Here is a 16,004-nt window from a genome sequence, read left to right as displayed (position 1 = left end):
GAAGGGGAAAATTTATGCTTGAAAATATCAGAATATCCATTCAGGGAATCTGGTCCCATAAGATGCGCTCATTTCTGACAATGCTAGGTATTATTATTGGTATTGCCTCGATTATTGCAATTGTTTCGACATTGAAAGGAACAAATGAGCAGATAAAAGAAGATCTGATCGGTGCAGGAAACAATACGGTTTCGATTACGCTTAATTATGGAGACAGTGCCTATGACCAGGAATATGGAATGGGAGATGGAACAGCGGCTCCGCTTCTTTCTGATGAGCAGAAGGAAGAGGTACGCAAACTGGATCACATAGAGGATGCAACATTTTTTTATAGTCGTTCTTATGCAAGTAATGTGTATTATCAGAATACCAGCTTCCAGGGAGGCAGTATTTACGGAATTGATATGAATTATCTGGAAACTCGCGGTTATATGGTCAGATCCGGAAGAGGCTTCATACAAAAAGATTTCAGTGAGATGCGAAAAGTTGTTCTGGTGGATGACAATGCGGCAGAGAATCTATTTGCAGGAGAAAATCCGGTAGGAAAGACTATTGAAATCGGTGCAGAGCCGTTTACCGTTGTGGGTGTGGTGCAGCAGAGTGATGAGTATCTTCCGACGATTAAGTCTATTGATGAATATAATGAATATTATCAGACGATCATGGGAACGGTGATGATTCCGGAAAGCTGCTGGCCTACGGTATTTCAGTTTGATGAGCCGCAGAATGCAGTGATTCGTGCGGACTCAACAGATAATATGAGTTCAGCAGGAAGTGCGGCGGCAGAAGTCATGAATCAGGGAATTGATATGAACTCTTCCAAATTCAAATATAAAGCGGATGACGTTATGCAGCAGGTAAGAAATATGCAGAAGCTCAGTGAAAGCACAAACACGCAGCTGATCTGGATTGCGAGCATTTCTCTGTTGGTAGGTGGCATTGGTGTTATGAATATTATGCTGGTGTCTGTCACCGAAAGAACGAGTGAGATTGGCCTGAAAAAGGCGATCGGAGCCAGAAAAAAAGTCATTCTGTATCAGTTTTTGACAGAAGCAGCCATGCTGACAAGTATTGGCGGAGTCATTGGGGTGATCGTAGGAATCGTATTATCGAAGGTGGTATCCAGAATTTCAGGGGCACCAACCGCGATCAGTATTCCTGCAATCATTGGTTCCGTAGTATTTTCCATGCTGATCGGAGTTATTTTTGGCCTGCTGCCTTCTGTTAAAGCAGCGGATCTCAATCCGATCGATGCACTTAGAAGTGAATAAAGAACTCATAAAAACCTCCATGGTTCAAAAGAACCAGGGAGGTTTTTTTAGATAAAATGTAAAAAATATCTGGCTTTTATAATTTTAATTGAGATACAGGGGGAGATGTGTTAAACTACACATAGTATGCAATGATTCAAGTATAATTGAGTATTGATAGAAAATACATGAGGAGATGCAGCATGGAGAAAATTGCGATTGTAACTGACAGTAACAGTGGCATTACACAGGAAGAAGGAAGAAGACTTGGAGTTTCCGTTCTGCCAATGCCTTTTTATATTAATGATGTCATGTATCTTGAAGGAATTACGCTCACACAGGAAGAGTTTTATGAGAAACTCAAGAATGATGAGGCGATTTCTACTTCACAGCCAAGCCCGGCAGAGGTGTGCGGTCTGTGGGACAATCTTTTGAAGGAGTATGACGAAGTGGTCCACATTCCGATGTCTAGCGGTCTGAGTGCATCCTGCGAGACAGCAATGGCACTGGCAAGAGATTATGATGGCAGAGTGCAGGTTGTTGATAATCAGAGAATTTCCGTTACACAGCGGCAGTCTGTGCTGGACGCGCTGGTATTGTGCGAGGCGGGCAGAACAGCAGCTGAGATTAAGGAGAAACTGGAAGAAGAAAAGATGGAATCCAGCATTTATATCACGCTGGAGACTCTTAAATATCTCAAAAAAGGCGGAAGAATCACTCCGGCTGCGGCAGCGATCGGAACAGTTCTTAACTTAAAGCCGGTTCTTCAGATTCAGGGTGAGAAGCTGGATGCGTACGCGAAAGTAAGAGGTAAGAAACAGGCAAAGAAAGTTATGCTCAAGGCAATAAGAGAAGACTGGGAAGGCCGTTTCAGAAAATATGTGGAAGCTGGAGAAATGTGTCTGCAGATGGCATATACCGGAAACAAAGAAGAAGCAGAAGAATTCAAAGAAGAAGTTCAGGCTGTCTTCCCGGGAGCGGACATTCATATGGATCCATTGTCTTTAAGTGTTGCCTGTCATATCGGACATGGAGCACTTGCAGTTGCCTGCTCAAAAAAAGTTACCATAAAATAAGGAGAATGATATGAAAAAACTTATGGAATTAATGGCAGAAGAACTTGCTTCTGCTTTTGAAAAAGCTGGATATGATCCGGAATACGCTAAGGTTACCGTCTCTAACCGCCCGGATTTATGTGAATATCAGTGTAATGGAGCAATGGCAGGAGCCAAGGCTTATAAGAAAGCTCCTTTCATGATCGCGGATGATGTTGTTGTGTATCTTAAGGAGAGTAAGATCTTTTCTATGGCAGAGGTTGTGAAACCAGGTTTTATCAATCTCAGAGTCAAAGAAGAATTTCTTGCAGATTATCTTAAGGAGATGGAGGCAGATCCGAAATATTCTGTACAGACAGCAGAGTCACCAAAGACCATCATTATTGACTACGGCGGACCGAACGTGGCAAAGCCACTTCATGTCGGACATCTGCGTTCTGCAATCATTGGTGAGAGTATCAAACGTATCGGAAGATATGTAGGACACAAGGTTGTAGGTGATGTTCATCTTGGTGACTGGGGACTTCAGATGGGACTCATTATCACAGAGTTGAAACATCGTAAGCCGGAACTGGTTTATTTTGATGACAGCTATCAGGGAGAATATCCGGAGGAAGCACCATTTACCATCAGTGAGCTGGAAGAAATTTATCCATGCGCAAGCGGTAAATCCAAAGAAGATGAGGAATACCGTAATGAGGCACTGGAGGCGACGCATCAGCTGCAGCAGGGAAAACCAGGATATATGGCTCTCTGGAATCATATCATGCAGGTTTCTGTAACTGATCTTAAGAGAAACTACAGCAATCTGAACGTATCTTTTGATCTCTGGAAAAAAGAATCGGATGCACAGCCTTATATCCCGGATATGGTTGAGATGATGAAGGACAAGGGCTTTGCATACGAGGATCAGGGAGCACTTGTGGTAGATGTCAGGGAAGATACAGATACCAAGGAAATCCCACCATGTATGCTGCTCAAATCGGATGGAGCATCCCTTTATACAACAACAGACCTTGCAACGATCGTAGAGCGAGTAAAACTTTTTGATCCGGATGAAATTCTGTATGTCGTAGATAAAAGACAGGAGCTTCACTTCATTCAGGTATTCCGCTGTGCGAGAAAGACAGGTCTTGTAAAACCAGAGACAGAGCTTTCCTTCCTTGGTTTTGGTACGATGAATGGCAAAGACGGCAAACCGTTCAAGACCAGAGACGGCGGAGTTATGCGTCTTGAAAACCTGATTGCAGACATCGATGAAGAAATGTTCCATAAGATCGTTGAGAACAGAAGTGTCAAAGATCAGGACGCAAGAGAAACAGCCAAAGTAGTAGGACTTTCCGCGATTAAATACGGAGATCTTTCCAACCAGGCAACCAAGGACTATGTATTTGATATTGACCGCTTCACTTCCTTTGAGGGAAATACAGGTCCGTACATCCTTTACACGATTGTACGAATCAAATCGATTCTGAACCGTTACAAAGAAGAAGGCGGAAACCTTGAGGCGGGAGAAATCCTTCCGGCAGTAAATACCAGCCAGAAGAATCTGATGCTGGAACTGACAAAATTCGGAAGTACCATCGAAAATGCTTTCGAAGAAAAAGCACCACACAAAATCTGTGCATATATTTATGAAGTATCCAATGCATTCAACAGCTTTTATCACGAGACCAAGATCCTGAGTGAAGAAAATCAGGCTCAGAAAGAGTCCTTCCTTAAGCTTCTGGGTCTCACCAAAAACATTCTTGAAACAAGTATCGATCTTCTGGGCTTCTCAGCACCGGATCGCATGTAGAAATCTTTTACTGACAGTCTGACAACAGTCATATCTCCCGGCTTTCCTTATACAGGGGAGCCGGGTAAGTAAAAAGGAGGGATATACATCGATCTGACAGGAGTTATTTTAAAAAATCGTTACTGCATCATATCCCAGATCGGCAAAGGCGGTCAAGGTAAGATGTATCTTGCAAGAGATATGGAACTGGGTACCTTCTGGGCTATAAAACAGCTTCCGTTGTTCATGAAAAAAGAGGCAGAGCTTCTGCGTCGTCTGAATCATTCATCTTTACCAAGAATGACAGATTACACAGAGCAGGATGACAAATGCTATCTGGTCATGGAATATATCAAAGGCAAATCTCTTAACGAATATCTAAAGACAAACAATCTTCTTTCTTTCGAAGAAATCTTAACGATCACCAGAACAATTCTTCAGATTTTTCAATATTTACATTCTCAAAAACCCCCAATTTATTATGGCGATTTAAAACCAGAGAACCTGATGCGCACAGAAACCGGCAAAATCTATCTTGTGGATTTTGGCAGTGCTTTGTACAGTTACGGCACAGTAAGAAAAAATATTAAAGGAACAAAAGGATATGCCGCACCGGAACAATATCAGGGAATGCTGACGGCAGCCAGTGATTTTTATGCACTGGGTAAAACAATCCAGCAGCTCTGCGGCAGGAATAAATATCCATATTATATGCGCAGCCCGCAGTTTGCAAAATTTATCAGTAAATGCTGCAGGGAAGATGCCAACAGACGCTGGCAGAATGTGTCTGATGCAGAAAACTGTCTTAACAGGGTTAAAACAAAACCAGTTTCCCTGAAATCTGTTCTGGTTCCGACATGTGCAGTGCTTATCACGATTGCAGCCGGAATCTTGAAAGCCGGAGTGTTCCCTGTTCTTCCGGAGTTTCAATATACACTTGCTGCTGTGACTGATACATTTTATTCTATGGACTACCGAAGTGCAGACGAGCAGACCCGTCAGAAGCTTGGCCTGGATATAGAAAGAAAACTGCAGAAAATGCTGCGATTTTATAAAAAAAGTGAAGAACAGATCCGGCTTCTGGAACTTCTGGCGTGGAATGGTGAACTGATCGGTAAGGCAAATAAGTCAGAATTTTATTATCGTCAGCTGATTACCTATGAACCGCAATATGGAAGAGGATACCTGGAGTTTGGGAAGTTTCTTTGCCGCCAGGAACGATATGAACAAAGCAGGGAGGTGTACGAAGAATGGGAAAAACAGACGAAAGAAGAGAAAATAGACAACAGTGGTATAAACCAGCAGCAGATAGAAGAATGGCAAAAACAGGCAGAACAAAAGTAAGAGGGAGTTTATGTGCGGCAATGGTACTGTTGTTGACGATGACCGTCACTGTACGTTATGTCCAGGCAATTGAGTTGGGCGGTTTTGATGTCGATATGGGGACGGGAAGCTTCGAAGGAGATGCTTATGACTGGTATCATGATGCAGAGGAGGAATCCGCCGGAGATGAGAATTATGCCAGCGGTGATGGCAGCTGGAGCAATTCAGACAGTTCCTGGACTACCGGAGAAACTTCAGAAGCAGGAAATGATGTGCAGCCGGAAACAGGAGGAGAGGATTTTTTTTCATCAGGACAGTATGAAATGGAGGCTTCCGGTGCGTCTTATAATGAGGAGACTTCAGAAGAAGATGAGATTTCAGACAGGCAGGCGGAAAATGGTTCTGTAAATAACCATACAGACTCAGAACTGGAAATCCCAGAAAGTCAGTTTTCGGATCCGGAGAATCTTCAAAGTATAGCTCCCACACCTACAGTAATGGAAACAGCAACGCCCAGTCCATTTCCGGTCAGAAAGCTTTCACCTGTGCCGTCGTCGATACGAACGCAGGATATTTTGAAGGTGCTGGAAAAAGAAGAAGAACTTCCTGAAGAGGAATGCAGGCAGAAGATGCAGCTTCTTTACTGTAGAAAAAGTCTGGATAAAGTATCCAAAATCAAAATCAATCCGAATCCGGAACTGGCTGCCGCGATTCTTTCGATTCGAATAAATGGAAAAGCGATACTCTGGAATATGAGTGGTGGAAATATCCTTCTGGATCTGCAGGAGGAAACGGAGCATACAGAAATTGTGACAGCAGTCATGTGTCGTCGAGAATTGTCGTGGACGGAGGCAAAAAAGAATGCTATACTAACGTATAATATTTTTTGACATTGGAGGAACATTTATGTATAAAGCAATCTTTTTTGATCTGGATGGAACATTGACAGAATCCGGAGAGGGAATCACCAAATCGGTTCAGTATGCACTGGAAAAACTTGGAAAACCAGAAGAAGATCTGGATAAACTCAGGGTATTTATAGGCCCTCCGCTTATGGAGCAGTTTATGAAATATGCGGATGTCGATGAAACAGAAGCCCGTAGGGCAGTGGAATATTACAGAGAACGATATGCGGTAAAAGGAATTTTTGAAAACCGGCCATATGATGGGGTGGAAAATCTGCTCCGGGAACTGAAAGGCAGAGGATATATTCTGGCGGTCGCATCCTCAAAACCAGAATATTATGTGACAAAAATCCTGGATTATTTTAACCTGAGTTCTTATTTTGAGGTGGTTGTCGGAAGTGAAATGAACGGTGCCAGAACGAGTAAGACAGAAGTGATCGAGGAAGCACTGAAACGTCTGAACATGAGTGACAGACGTAAAGAAGTCCTTATGGTAGGGGATAAGGAGCATGATGTTCTAGGAGCAAGAGCTGCCGGACTTGCCTGTGTGGCGGTAGGATACGGATATGGGACTAAGGAAGAGCTGACTGCGGCACAGCCATTGAAGATAGTAGCTTCTATTGAGGAACTCCTGCGTTTTTTCGACTGAGCCCTCTGCGCAGACAAAGTCGTATTCATGAGATATGGAGAATCCTTTACCCCTGTGGGATACATTTTCTGATCTCACAGATCATAGGCTATGCAGGGCTTTTGTTTGCGATGAAAATCTGGGGCGAAGATGGAGATACAGCCTATTATAACCATGCGATTCTGATTACCGGGCTGACCGGAATAGCAACGATGCTTCCAAGTCTGTACTTTTATCAAAAGGATCGAAGTGCACGGATAATCGGAGGAATTATAAAGTCAGGAGTGATGCGGCATCTGAAGATTGGAGAATGTGTACGGATTCTTCTTATGGGAGCTGGATTTGCACAGTTTGCCAATATGCTTGTTAATATTTTAGGTTCATTTCTCAATGCAGATGCATATCAGGAGAGTATGAGCCAGATGACCGATGGCAAAAGTCTGCTCTTTTTGATCGTGTGCATGGGAATCATAGCACCTCTGGCAGAGGAAATGATCTTTCGCTGGCTGATTTATCTGAGACTGAGAGATTACATGCGGGCAGTCCCTGCGATGGTGATTTCGGGGATATTCTTTGGAATCTATCATGGAAATCTGGTTCAGGGTGTTTATGCGAGTATTCTTGGAATTCTGTTTGCGTATTTTATGGAACTGACAGGAAGCTTATGGGCAAGTATACTGCTTCATGTGGGAGCAAATATCTGGTCACTGATCCTTCCTGAACTGGCTGGTGGTATTTTGAAGAAATACCCGATGGGCGTTATGCTGCTTTTACTGATTCTTATGGCTGGCATGTATACAGGAACCGTATACTTTCAGAAGCAGGCAGAGACAAAGGAAGGCAGAAACATCTGATGAAAATAGAACTTTTAAATTTTATAGTGTAATGAAGTAGAAACTTCCGGAATCGATGAAGCGGTGATTCCGGAAGTTTTTCAGTTTCAGACTCTTGCCAGAGAGAGAAAAATGTGATAACATAAGTGTATTAAAACAATTAATACACTAAATACACATAAAACTAAAATGAAAGGAGGTTCTATGATTGTTTTAGATTATCAGGACAGGCGTCCGCTTTATGAACAGGTGACAGAGAAGTTTCGAACCCTGATCTATCAGGGAGTTCTTCCGGCAGATTCCAGAATCCCCTCGGTGCGTCAGCTTGCGATGGAGCTGTCAATCAATCCTAATACAATACAGAGGGCATATATGATGCTTGAACAGGAGGGGCTTATCTATCCGGTAAAGGGCAAGGGGAATTTTGTGGCGGATACACAGAAAATTCAGGAAGAATCAAAAGAAAATTTCAGGCAGGAATTTCTGGAGCTTGTCAGAAAGGGAAACCATACGGGCTTTGAGGAGGAAGAACTGATCGCATTGGTTCAAAGAGGCTACAAGGAGGAACAGAGATGATTGAGATAAAAGAATGCAGCAAGTCATTTGGAACGCTACTGGCAGTGAATGATGTTTCTATGGATATTGGAGAACGGGAGGTATTTGGGCTGATCGGAAATAACGGTGCAGGAAAAAGTACGCTTCTTCGAATGGCAGCAGGAATTTTGAAGCAGGACAAAGGCAATATCAGAATTGATGACATGGAAGTCTATGATAATCCAGCCGCAAAAGAAAAAGTTTTTTACATATCAGATGAATGCTATTTCCCGGCGAATTTCACATCCAGGGATATAGCGGCATTTTATCAGGTACATTATCCGAAATTTGAGATTCAGCGTTTTTCAAAACTGATGAGACAGTTTCAGCTGGATGAAAAGCAGAAGGTCAGCAGCTTTTCGAAGGGGATGAAGAAGCAGCTGATGATGCTTCTGGGAATCAGTGCAGGAACGAAATATCTTCTCTGCGACGAAACTTTTGACGGGCTTGATCCGGTGGTTCGTCAGGGAGTTAAGAGCCTTCTGGCAGCGGAGATCATGGGCAGAGAATTTACGCCGGTTCTTGCTTCTCACAGTTTAAGAGAACTGGAGGATATCTGCGACCACGTAGGTCTTCTGTACAAAGGCGGTATTTTGCTGAGCAGAGAACTGGAAGATATGAAGTTCCATATCCACAGGATACAGTGCGTGCTGAAGGATCAAAAACAGGAGCAGGAACTGAAACGGGAACTGGACATTCTCAAGATGGAACATCAGGGTTCCCTTATCCTTATTACAGCAAGGGGAACAAGAACAGAGATCATGACACGTATCAGGGGAAAAAATCCGCTGTTCTGTGAAGTGCTTCCATTGAGTCTGGAAGAAATATTTATCAGTGAAATGGAGGTGGCTGGCTATGAGATCCAGAATATTTTCTTCTAAATATATCAGAACCATATCAAAGGGAAATGCATGGATACCGGCATTCCTGACACTTGGATTTCTTTTGGCATTTCCAGTGACAGGACTGGTAAAACTCGGGTCATGGCAGAATATGGAATATACTGTAGATCAGATGGGTGTTTTATATAATCATCTGTGGAAAGACGGATTTGTTCTGGCGGGAATGTTTGTTGCTGCAATCGCAGCGTTTATGAACAGTGTGAATGGTTTTATTTATCTTTATTCAGGCAAAAAAACAGATTTTTATCATGGACTTCCGCTGAAACGTTCTGAGATTTTTACAGAAAAAACAGTGACAGGACTGCTCTACTATCTGATCCCATATGTGATTATGGAGTTCCTTGCAGTCTGCATTGGGGCAGCCAGAGGATTTTTCAGTCTGAATATCGTAGGTATGGCTGTCAAAATGCTGCTTCTGCATCTTATTATCTATCTGGTGATCTATTTCAGCATTGTGCTCATTATCAGTGTGACGGGAAATATGCTGATGGGTATTCTGTGTCTGGGAGGTATGTACCTGTATGGTATTGTACTCAATCTGCTCCTTGTAGCCTATGGACAGTCATTTTGGCATACCTTCTTCTCGGAATACCAGTATGGTGGCTTTAATACGCTTTTGCACTCTGCATCTCCGGGAACGTTGATTCTTGATATGGTCAGTGCTTATGCGGAAGGAAAGGCAGGAAAATTAGTTGCAGCAGTCATTATTCTTGGCATTGTACTTGGAGTTCTGGCATGGATTGCATATAAGAAAAGACCATCAGAATCAGCAGGAAAATCTATGGTTTATCCGTGGGTTTCAACGGTAGTGAGATTTATGGTCGTGGTTCCGGGCGGCCTTGCAGTCGGCTGGATATTCTATCCGCTTACTACCGGAAAAATCAGAATTCTCTGGTGGGTTTTCGGAATGATACTTGGAACAGTCGTAATGCACGGGCTGTTAGAAACAATATATCAGATGAGCTTTCAGGGCTTTTTTGCGAAAAAGTTACAGCTGGTAATTGCAGGAGCATTTGTAGCGGTCTGTGCGCTGATCTATCAGAAAGACCTGCTGCATTTTGAAAGCTATATTCCAAAACAGGAAGATATTGCATCTGTGAATCTCAACATGATGTCTTTTGATCAGGACTATTATGAGAATGTTCAAAAGACAAAAGATGGAGACTATAAAATAACAGGTGCAAATAACTGGGCAGAACCTGCTATGGCATTTACGGGTAAAAATGGTATAGGCGACCAGACTTATAGGGCTCTTCAGGATATCGTTGCCGGCAATCCAAAAAGTGAGGCAATCGACGGAGATTATACATATTATTCAAGTATAAAATACACACTTAAATCTGGAAGAGAAATCTACCGAAAATACTGGATAAAGACAGAAACGTTAAACTCGCTTGTAAAAGGTTTATATGAAGAAGAAAATCTGAAAGAACAGAAATTTGGTTTTCTTGAGCTTGATCAGAAATATCTGAAAAATATTGGACTGAACGATGCAAGTGGAAATGGATACAGTATCTTCCAGAATGATCCTGACAAAATAAAGCAGCTCCTGGAAGCAATGAAGAAGGATGTGAACGCTGCAACAGCAGAAGATTTCCTGCAGACACCTGAGGTTAAAATTGATTTTGCTTATCAGTTTCCTGGCAAACAGAATGTGAATAATATGATGCCGGGAAATACTAATGCAGATGTACAGTATGCAGAATGGATAGTCGGTATATATCCTTCATTTAAAAATACTCTTGCAGTTCTTAAGGAAACAGGTTATCCTCTGACGGTAGAAGATCTGGATATTGAAAAGATCATGCTGAGCTATTTTAATGATGAAAATGGTCAGCAGGAAGATGTGACGTATGAAAATCAAGAAGAAATAAAAGCTCTGAAAGAGGCATTGACTGTAAGATATAATGGATACGTTGACAAAGATTCCGAGATCTATCAGAATATTTATGTATCTGTGTATACGGATAAAGGCGAGGCTGTGAATGGATATGGATTGAAGACAGAGAAACTGCCTGATTTCGTAAAAGAAAAAATTACAGAGCTGGGAATCACACAGAGTAGTATGCAGATGGATGCACCGGCAATAAATGAAGCAACTGGATATATAGACGATGGTGAAAATCTGACCTCACAGGAAATTATAGGTGGGGCAGACGAACCAACTTCAATCTATCTGGAAAGCAGCAGCGATTCAGATTCATCTGAGACAGAATAAGGAGTAGATATGGCAAAGGCAGTAAGGCTGGACAAGTTTCTTGCGGATGCAGGAAAGGGTACGAGAAGCGAAGTAAAAAAATTTATACAGAAGGGACAGGTTCAGGTTAATGGAACACCGGCTAAGAAACCGGAACTGAAGGTTGAACCGGATAAGGATGAAGTTATATTTGCCGGGGAAATGGTCAGTGCAGCACCGGAGTTTGTCTATTATCTTCTGAATAAACCTGCCGGCTGCGTCAGTGCCACAGAAGACCGTAATGACAGAACAGTAATGGAATATGTACCATCTGACAGGAAAGGGCTTTTTCCGGTAGGAAGACTTGACAAAGACACAGAGGGATTACTTCTTATTACAGATGACGGTATGCTGGCACATGAGCTTCTTGCACCGGGAAAACATGTGGATAAAACCTACTTCGTCCGCGTGGAAGGAAAGCTTACAGTGGAAAAGATTGAAAAACTGGAAAACGGTGTAGATATCGGTGAAAAAAATCTGACGATGCCTGCAAAAGCAGAGATTGTAGGCGGCAGCTGGGAGGGCGCAGGTGAACCAGAACCAGGACGCGTCCGCCGAGAAAATCTGCCAGAAGTCTATACAGAACTGCATCTGACGATCCATGAAGGAAAATTCCATCAGGTGAAACGCATGATGGCAGCAGTCGGAACACCTGTTATCTATCTCAAGAGAATCGCCATGGGATCCCTTACTTTACCGGATGATCTAAAGAAGGGAGATTGCCGTCCTCTTACAGACGATGAAGTAAGAGAACTTAGAAGATGGTAGGTATATGTGATATTGTATGATACGCCAGAAAATTTCCTGTACAGGCTCAAAAATACCGTTGCGTTTTCTATTCGATGCATGCACTTATTTGTCACCAGTCGCACAAACTCGGCGAAGCCTCGAACAATGTGCTTGGTGGTGACAGTTTGCCTGCATCTCATGACGAAAGCCTCACGAGTATTATATGAGCTATGTACAGGAAGTCTTTCTGGCTGTTTTATGACAATATCGTAACGGATCAGTATCCTCGCAGTTCCCTGTAAATAAATGCGTTTGCTTTTGTAACATATCGCAGGTGGAAAGTTCTTCCGTGCAGGGACAGAAATACTTACGAGGCTTTCGTCATGAAGTGCAGGCAAGCTGCCGTCACCAAGCGCACTGTCTGAGGCGAAGCCGAGTTTGCGCGACTGACGGCAAATAAGCGCATGCACTGAATAGAAAACGTAGTGGTATTTCTGAACCGCACGGAGTAACTTCCACCGTAAACAGTTACAATATCACAAAAAGTTAACAAAAACTGCGAAAACCCTCTTTACACAGAGGGTTTTCTTATGCTATACTCTAGAAGTTGCAATGTGTGCAGAGACACACAAATAAAAAGTCACGTACAGAGATTCCGATGGATGGTGCCCTTACAGTGTGAGGTTGGGTCCGGATAGAAAGTGATCTGTGCGGAAGAATTTAACCAAAAAGGAGAAAAATCATGAGCGTTATTTCAATGAAACAGCTTTTGGAAGCAGGTGTTCATTTCGGACATCAGACAAGAAGATGGAACCCTAAAATGGCTCCGTATATCTACACAGAAAGAAATGGTATTTATATCATCGACCTTCAGCAGTCTGTAGGTATGGTTGACGATGCTTACAATGCAGTAGCTGATATCGTAGCTAACGGCGGAAACATTCTTTTCGTTGGTACTAAAAAACAGGCTCAGGATGCTATCAAAGTTGAAGCAGAGCGTTGCGGACAGTACTATGTAAACGAAAGATGGCTTGGAGGTATGCTTACAAACTTCAAGACAATCCAGAGCCGTATTGCAAGACTGAAAGAAATCGAAGCTATGGAAGCTGATGGAACTTTCGAAGTACTTCCAAAGAAAGAAGTTATTGAATTAAGAAAAGAACTTGCTAAACTGCAGAAAAACCTTGGCGGTATCAAAGAGATGAAACGTCTCCCAGACGCAATCTTCATCGTTGATCCTAAGAAAGAAAGAATCTGCGTTCAGGAAGCTCATACATTAGGTATTCCGCTTATCGGTATCTGCGATACAAACTGTGATCCGGAAGAACTTGACTATGTGATCCCGGGTAACGATGATGCTATCCGTGCCGTAAAACTGATCGTTTCCAAAATGGCAGATGCTGTTATCGAAGCAAATCAGGGAACAACAGAAGCTGAAGAAGCAGAAGTTGAAGAAGCTACAGAGGAATAATTAATTTAATAATTCCAGGAGGAAAATACAATGGCTATTACAGCAGCTCAGGTAAAAGAATTAAGAGAACTGACCGGTGCCGGAATGATGGATTGTAAGAAAGCTCTTACAGCTACAGATGGCGATATGGACAAAGCAGTAGAATTCCTGCGTGAAAAAGGTCTTGCTACAGCTCAGAAAAAAGCAAGCCGTGTTGCAGCAGAAGGTCTTTGCAAGACTCTCGTTGCTGAAGACGGTAAGAGCGCAGTTGTTGTAGAAGTTAACTCTGAGACAGACTTCGTTGCTAAAAACGAAAAATTCCAGAGCTATGTTGCAGACGTTGCAGCACAGGCACTTACTACTTCCGCAGCAGATATCGATGCTTTCCTTGCTGAAGCATGGGCACTTGATACAACCAAGACTGTAAAAGAAGCTCTTGCAGCTCAGGTTGCAGTTATCGGCGAGAACATGAACATCAGAAGATTCGCTCAGGTGAAAGAAGACAACGGTTTCGTTGCTTCCTACACACATATGGGTGGAAAGATCGGCGTTCTTGTAGATGTTGAGACAGATGTTGTTAACGATGCAGTTAAAGAAATGGCTAGAAACGTAGCAATGCAGATCGCAGCTCTGAAACCGCAGTACACAAGCGACAGCGAAGTAAGTGCTGAGTACATCGAGCATGAAAAAGAAATCCTTCTTGCTCAGATCCAGAACGATCCTAAAGAATCCCAGAAACCGGAAAAGGTTATCCAGGGTATGATCACTGGACGTATCAAGAAAGAACTCAAAGAAATCTGCCTTCTTGACCAGGTATACGTTAAAGCAGAAGACGGAAAACAGTCCGTTGGTAAATACGTAGAAGAAGTTGCAAAAGCAAACGGCGCTAAGATCACAATCAAAGGTTTCGTTCGTTACGAGACAGGTGATGGTATCGAAAAACGTCAGGATGACTTTGCAGCAGAAGTTGCAGCTCAGGCTGGAATGTAATCACTGATTTGAGTTAAGTCAGAATATTTCAATCCCCCGAAATTCGGAAACACTTTACAAGAGTGTCGATTTCGGGGGATTTTTTACGTAACTTATAAAAGATTCACAGAATCGGGTGCAGGTTCTGAATTTTCAGGAGGAATCTGTAAGGATGTGTAGTGCTGCAGGACTTCAGAAGCAGTCATAGATTCCAGTTTATGAAGAAATTCAGAGGAATCGTTCTGTTTGGAGCTGATATAGAGTAACTGATGGAATAAATCGTAAGTCATAAACAATCCTCCTTTTGAACGTTTGTGTAAGTTATTCGTTTTTATAAAAATAACGCTTATATAATAGAAATATCGCCAAATATATGGTAAAATAACGCCAAATCAAAAAGAGGTGAAGGAATGTTTCCAGAGGATCTGATCGTTACAGATACGAATAAAGAGGATATGTTTGATCTGAAATCAGACTATCCCTGTTGCATCAGAGAGGTGACTGAAAGCGGAAAAAACAGATCATCACATGGCATTGGCATGAAGAATTGGAGTTTGTTTATGTGCTGGAAGGAGAATTAGAGTATTGGACAGCTGGAAAGCAGATATGCTTGAAAAGAATAGAGGAAATTTTTGTAAATGCAAATGTAATGCATCAGGTAACTGTCCAAAAAGGCACAGGATATGTCAGATATCAGGTTTTTATGCTGCGTCCCGAGTTTCTGGCCGAAGAGGGGAGTTTTCTGGATAAAAAATATATCAGATCTGTTCTGCAGGATTATAAATTTCAGGCGGCGGTGCTGTACCAGGAGAGTGAAATGCAGAGGAAAGTGCTGGAAGATATGCAGGAAATGGATCGAATCCAGGATAAAAAGGCATTTGGATATGAGATGGCCTTTCGCAATAAGATGGCAGAGATGTGGATCGATTTTATTCACATGTTAGGTGTGGAGGCAGAATCAGCAAAACTTCGTACCTCAGAAAAGGAAGAACGTCTCAAAGAAATGCTGACTTTTATCCATCAGGAGTATGGAAATGAAAATTCTCTGAGCGATATTGCGGCTGTTGCGAAAGTAAGCAAAAGAGAAGCACTTCGATGTTTTCAGGAAGAAATCCATATTTCACCGGGTGCTTATCTCAAAGAGTACCGCCTGCAGATGGCGTGTACCATGCTGAGAAATACCTCTGAGACGATCACGACTGTTTCGCAGAACTGTGGTTTCTAAGTTAGCAACCACCAGTTCAACTGGTGGTTTATCCCTGGCCCTCCAAAGGGCCATTGTTACTGCTCGCCCCAAAGAGCGGTATCGCAAGCACTTTTACTGGCCCGCTATAAAGCGGTACTACTGGAATC

General features: G+C 42.6%; 16 protein-coding genes. 15 read left to right on the top strand and 1 reads right to left on the bottom strand.

Annotated elements, in window-relative coordinates; translation table 11 throughout:
- Positions 1-14: 14 nt before the first annotated feature.
- From GT674_RS08360 to tsf, 13 genes are all read left to right on the top strand, one after another.
- Positions 15-1,271 carry an ABC transporter permease gene (locus GT674_RS08360; protein WP_161285276.1) on the top strand — a complete coding sequence of 419 codons (1,257 nt, stop codon included), beginning with the start codon at positions 15-17 and terminating at the stop codon, positions 1,269-1,271.
- A gap of 182 nt (positions 1,272-1,453) precedes the next feature.
- Positions 1,454-2,326, top strand: coding sequence for a DegV family protein (locus tag GT674_RS08355; RefSeq protein ID WP_161285275.1), 873 nt, complete (start codon positions 1,454-1,456; stop codon positions 2,324-2,326).
- 10 nt (positions 2,327-2,336) lie between these two features.
- Positions 2,337-4,103: an arginine--tRNA ligase gene (gene argS, locus GT674_RS08350; protein ID WP_161285274.1), complete on the top strand. Its 1,767-nt coding sequence runs from the start codon at positions 2,337-2,339 to the stop codon at positions 4,101-4,103.
- An 81-nt stretch (positions 4,104-4,184) separates the two neighbouring features.
- Positions 4,185-5,426, top strand: coding sequence for a serine/threonine protein kinase (locus GT674_RS08345; protein WP_330585506.1), 1,242 nt, complete (start codon positions 4,185-4,187; stop codon positions 5,424-5,426).
- Entirely contained in the window at positions 5,399-6,295 is an 897-nt protein-coding gene (locus GT674_RS08340) for a hypothetical protein (protein WP_161285272.1), read from the top strand. The genes GT674_RS08345 and GT674_RS08340 overlap by 28 nt, the downstream gene beginning before the upstream one ends.
- Positions 6,296-6,311: 16 nt before the next feature.
- Positions 6,312-6,959, top strand: coding sequence for an HAD-IA family hydrolase (locus GT674_RS08335; protein WP_161285271.1), 648 nt, complete (start codon positions 6,312-6,314; stop codon positions 6,957-6,959).
- A gap of 110 nt (positions 6,960-7,069) precedes the next feature.
- Positions 7,070-7,792, top strand: coding sequence for a CPBP family intramembrane glutamic endopeptidase (locus tag GT674_RS08330; RefSeq protein WP_161285308.1), 723 nt, complete (start codon positions 7,070-7,072; stop codon positions 7,790-7,792).
- A 183-nt stretch (positions 7,793-7,975) separates the two neighbouring features.
- Positions 7,976-8,347 (top strand): GntR family transcriptional regulator, encoded by a 372-nt coding sequence (locus GT674_RS08325; protein WP_161285270.1) that lies wholly within the window; start codon positions 7,976-7,978, stop codon positions 8,345-8,347.
- Positions 8,344-9,246 (top strand): ABC transporter ATP-binding protein, encoded by a 903-nt coding sequence (locus GT674_RS08320; protein WP_161285269.1) that lies wholly within the window; start codon positions 8,344-8,346, stop codon positions 9,244-9,246. Before GT674_RS08325 ends, GT674_RS08320 begins: the two co-directional genes overlap by 4 nt.
- On the top strand, positions 9,221-11,485 hold the full coding sequence (locus GT674_RS08315; protein WP_161285268.1) for a DUF6449 domain-containing protein: 2,265 nt from the start codon (positions 9,221-9,223) through the stop codon (positions 11,483-11,485). The genes GT674_RS08320 and GT674_RS08315 overlap by 26 nt, the downstream gene beginning before the upstream one ends.
- A 9-nt stretch (positions 11,486-11,494) precedes the next feature.
- Positions 11,495-12,271 carry a pseudouridine synthase gene (locus GT674_RS08310; protein WP_161285267.1) on the top strand — a complete coding sequence of 259 codons (777 nt, stop codon included), beginning with the start codon at positions 11,495-11,497 and terminating at the stop codon, positions 12,269-12,271.
- 703 nt (positions 12,272-12,974) lie between these two features.
- On the top strand, positions 12,975-13,703 hold the full coding sequence (rpsB, locus tag GT674_RS08305) for a 30S ribosomal protein S2 (RefSeq protein ID WP_161285266.1): 729 nt from the start codon (positions 12,975-12,977) through the stop codon (positions 13,701-13,703).
- A gap of 30 nt (positions 13,704-13,733) precedes the next feature.
- Positions 13,734-14,672 (top strand): translation elongation factor Ts, encoded by a 939-nt coding sequence (gene tsf / locus GT674_RS08300; RefSeq protein ID WP_161285265.1) that lies wholly within the window; start codon positions 13,734-13,736, stop codon positions 14,670-14,672.
- A 92-nt stretch (positions 14,673-14,764) separates the two neighbouring features.
- Here tsf and GT674_RS08295 read toward each other — a convergent pair whose 3' ends face one another.
- The gene (locus GT674_RS08295; RefSeq protein WP_161285264.1) at positions 14,765-14,941 is read right to left on the bottom strand and encodes a hypothetical protein; all 177 of its coding nucleotides are present in this window, start codon (positions 14,939-14,941) and stop codon (positions 14,765-14,767) included.
- Positions 14,942-15,061: 120 nt separating this feature from the next.
- Between GT674_RS08295 and GT674_RS08290 the strand changes: the two genes are divergently transcribed.
- Positions 15,062-15,232: a hypothetical protein gene (locus tag GT674_RS08290; RefSeq protein WP_161285263.1), complete on the top strand. Its 171-nt coding sequence runs from the start codon at positions 15,062-15,064 to the stop codon at positions 15,230-15,232.
- On the top strand, positions 15,214-15,876 hold the full coding sequence (locus GT674_RS08285) for a helix-turn-helix domain-containing protein (RefSeq protein ID WP_161285262.1): 663 nt from the start codon (positions 15,214-15,216) through the stop codon (positions 15,874-15,876). Before GT674_RS08290 ends, GT674_RS08285 begins: the two co-directional genes overlap by 19 nt.
- The last annotated feature ends 128 nt before the right edge of the window (positions 15,877-16,004 follow it).

The organism is Blautia sp. BIOML-A1 (assembly GCF_009883055.1).
In the GTDB taxonomy this organism is placed as follows: Bacteria; Bacillota; Clostridia; order Lachnospirales; family Lachnospiraceae; genus Blautia_A.
Note: the sequence above shows the minus strand (reverse complement) of the source record. Positions and strands in the feature narration are given on the sequence as shown.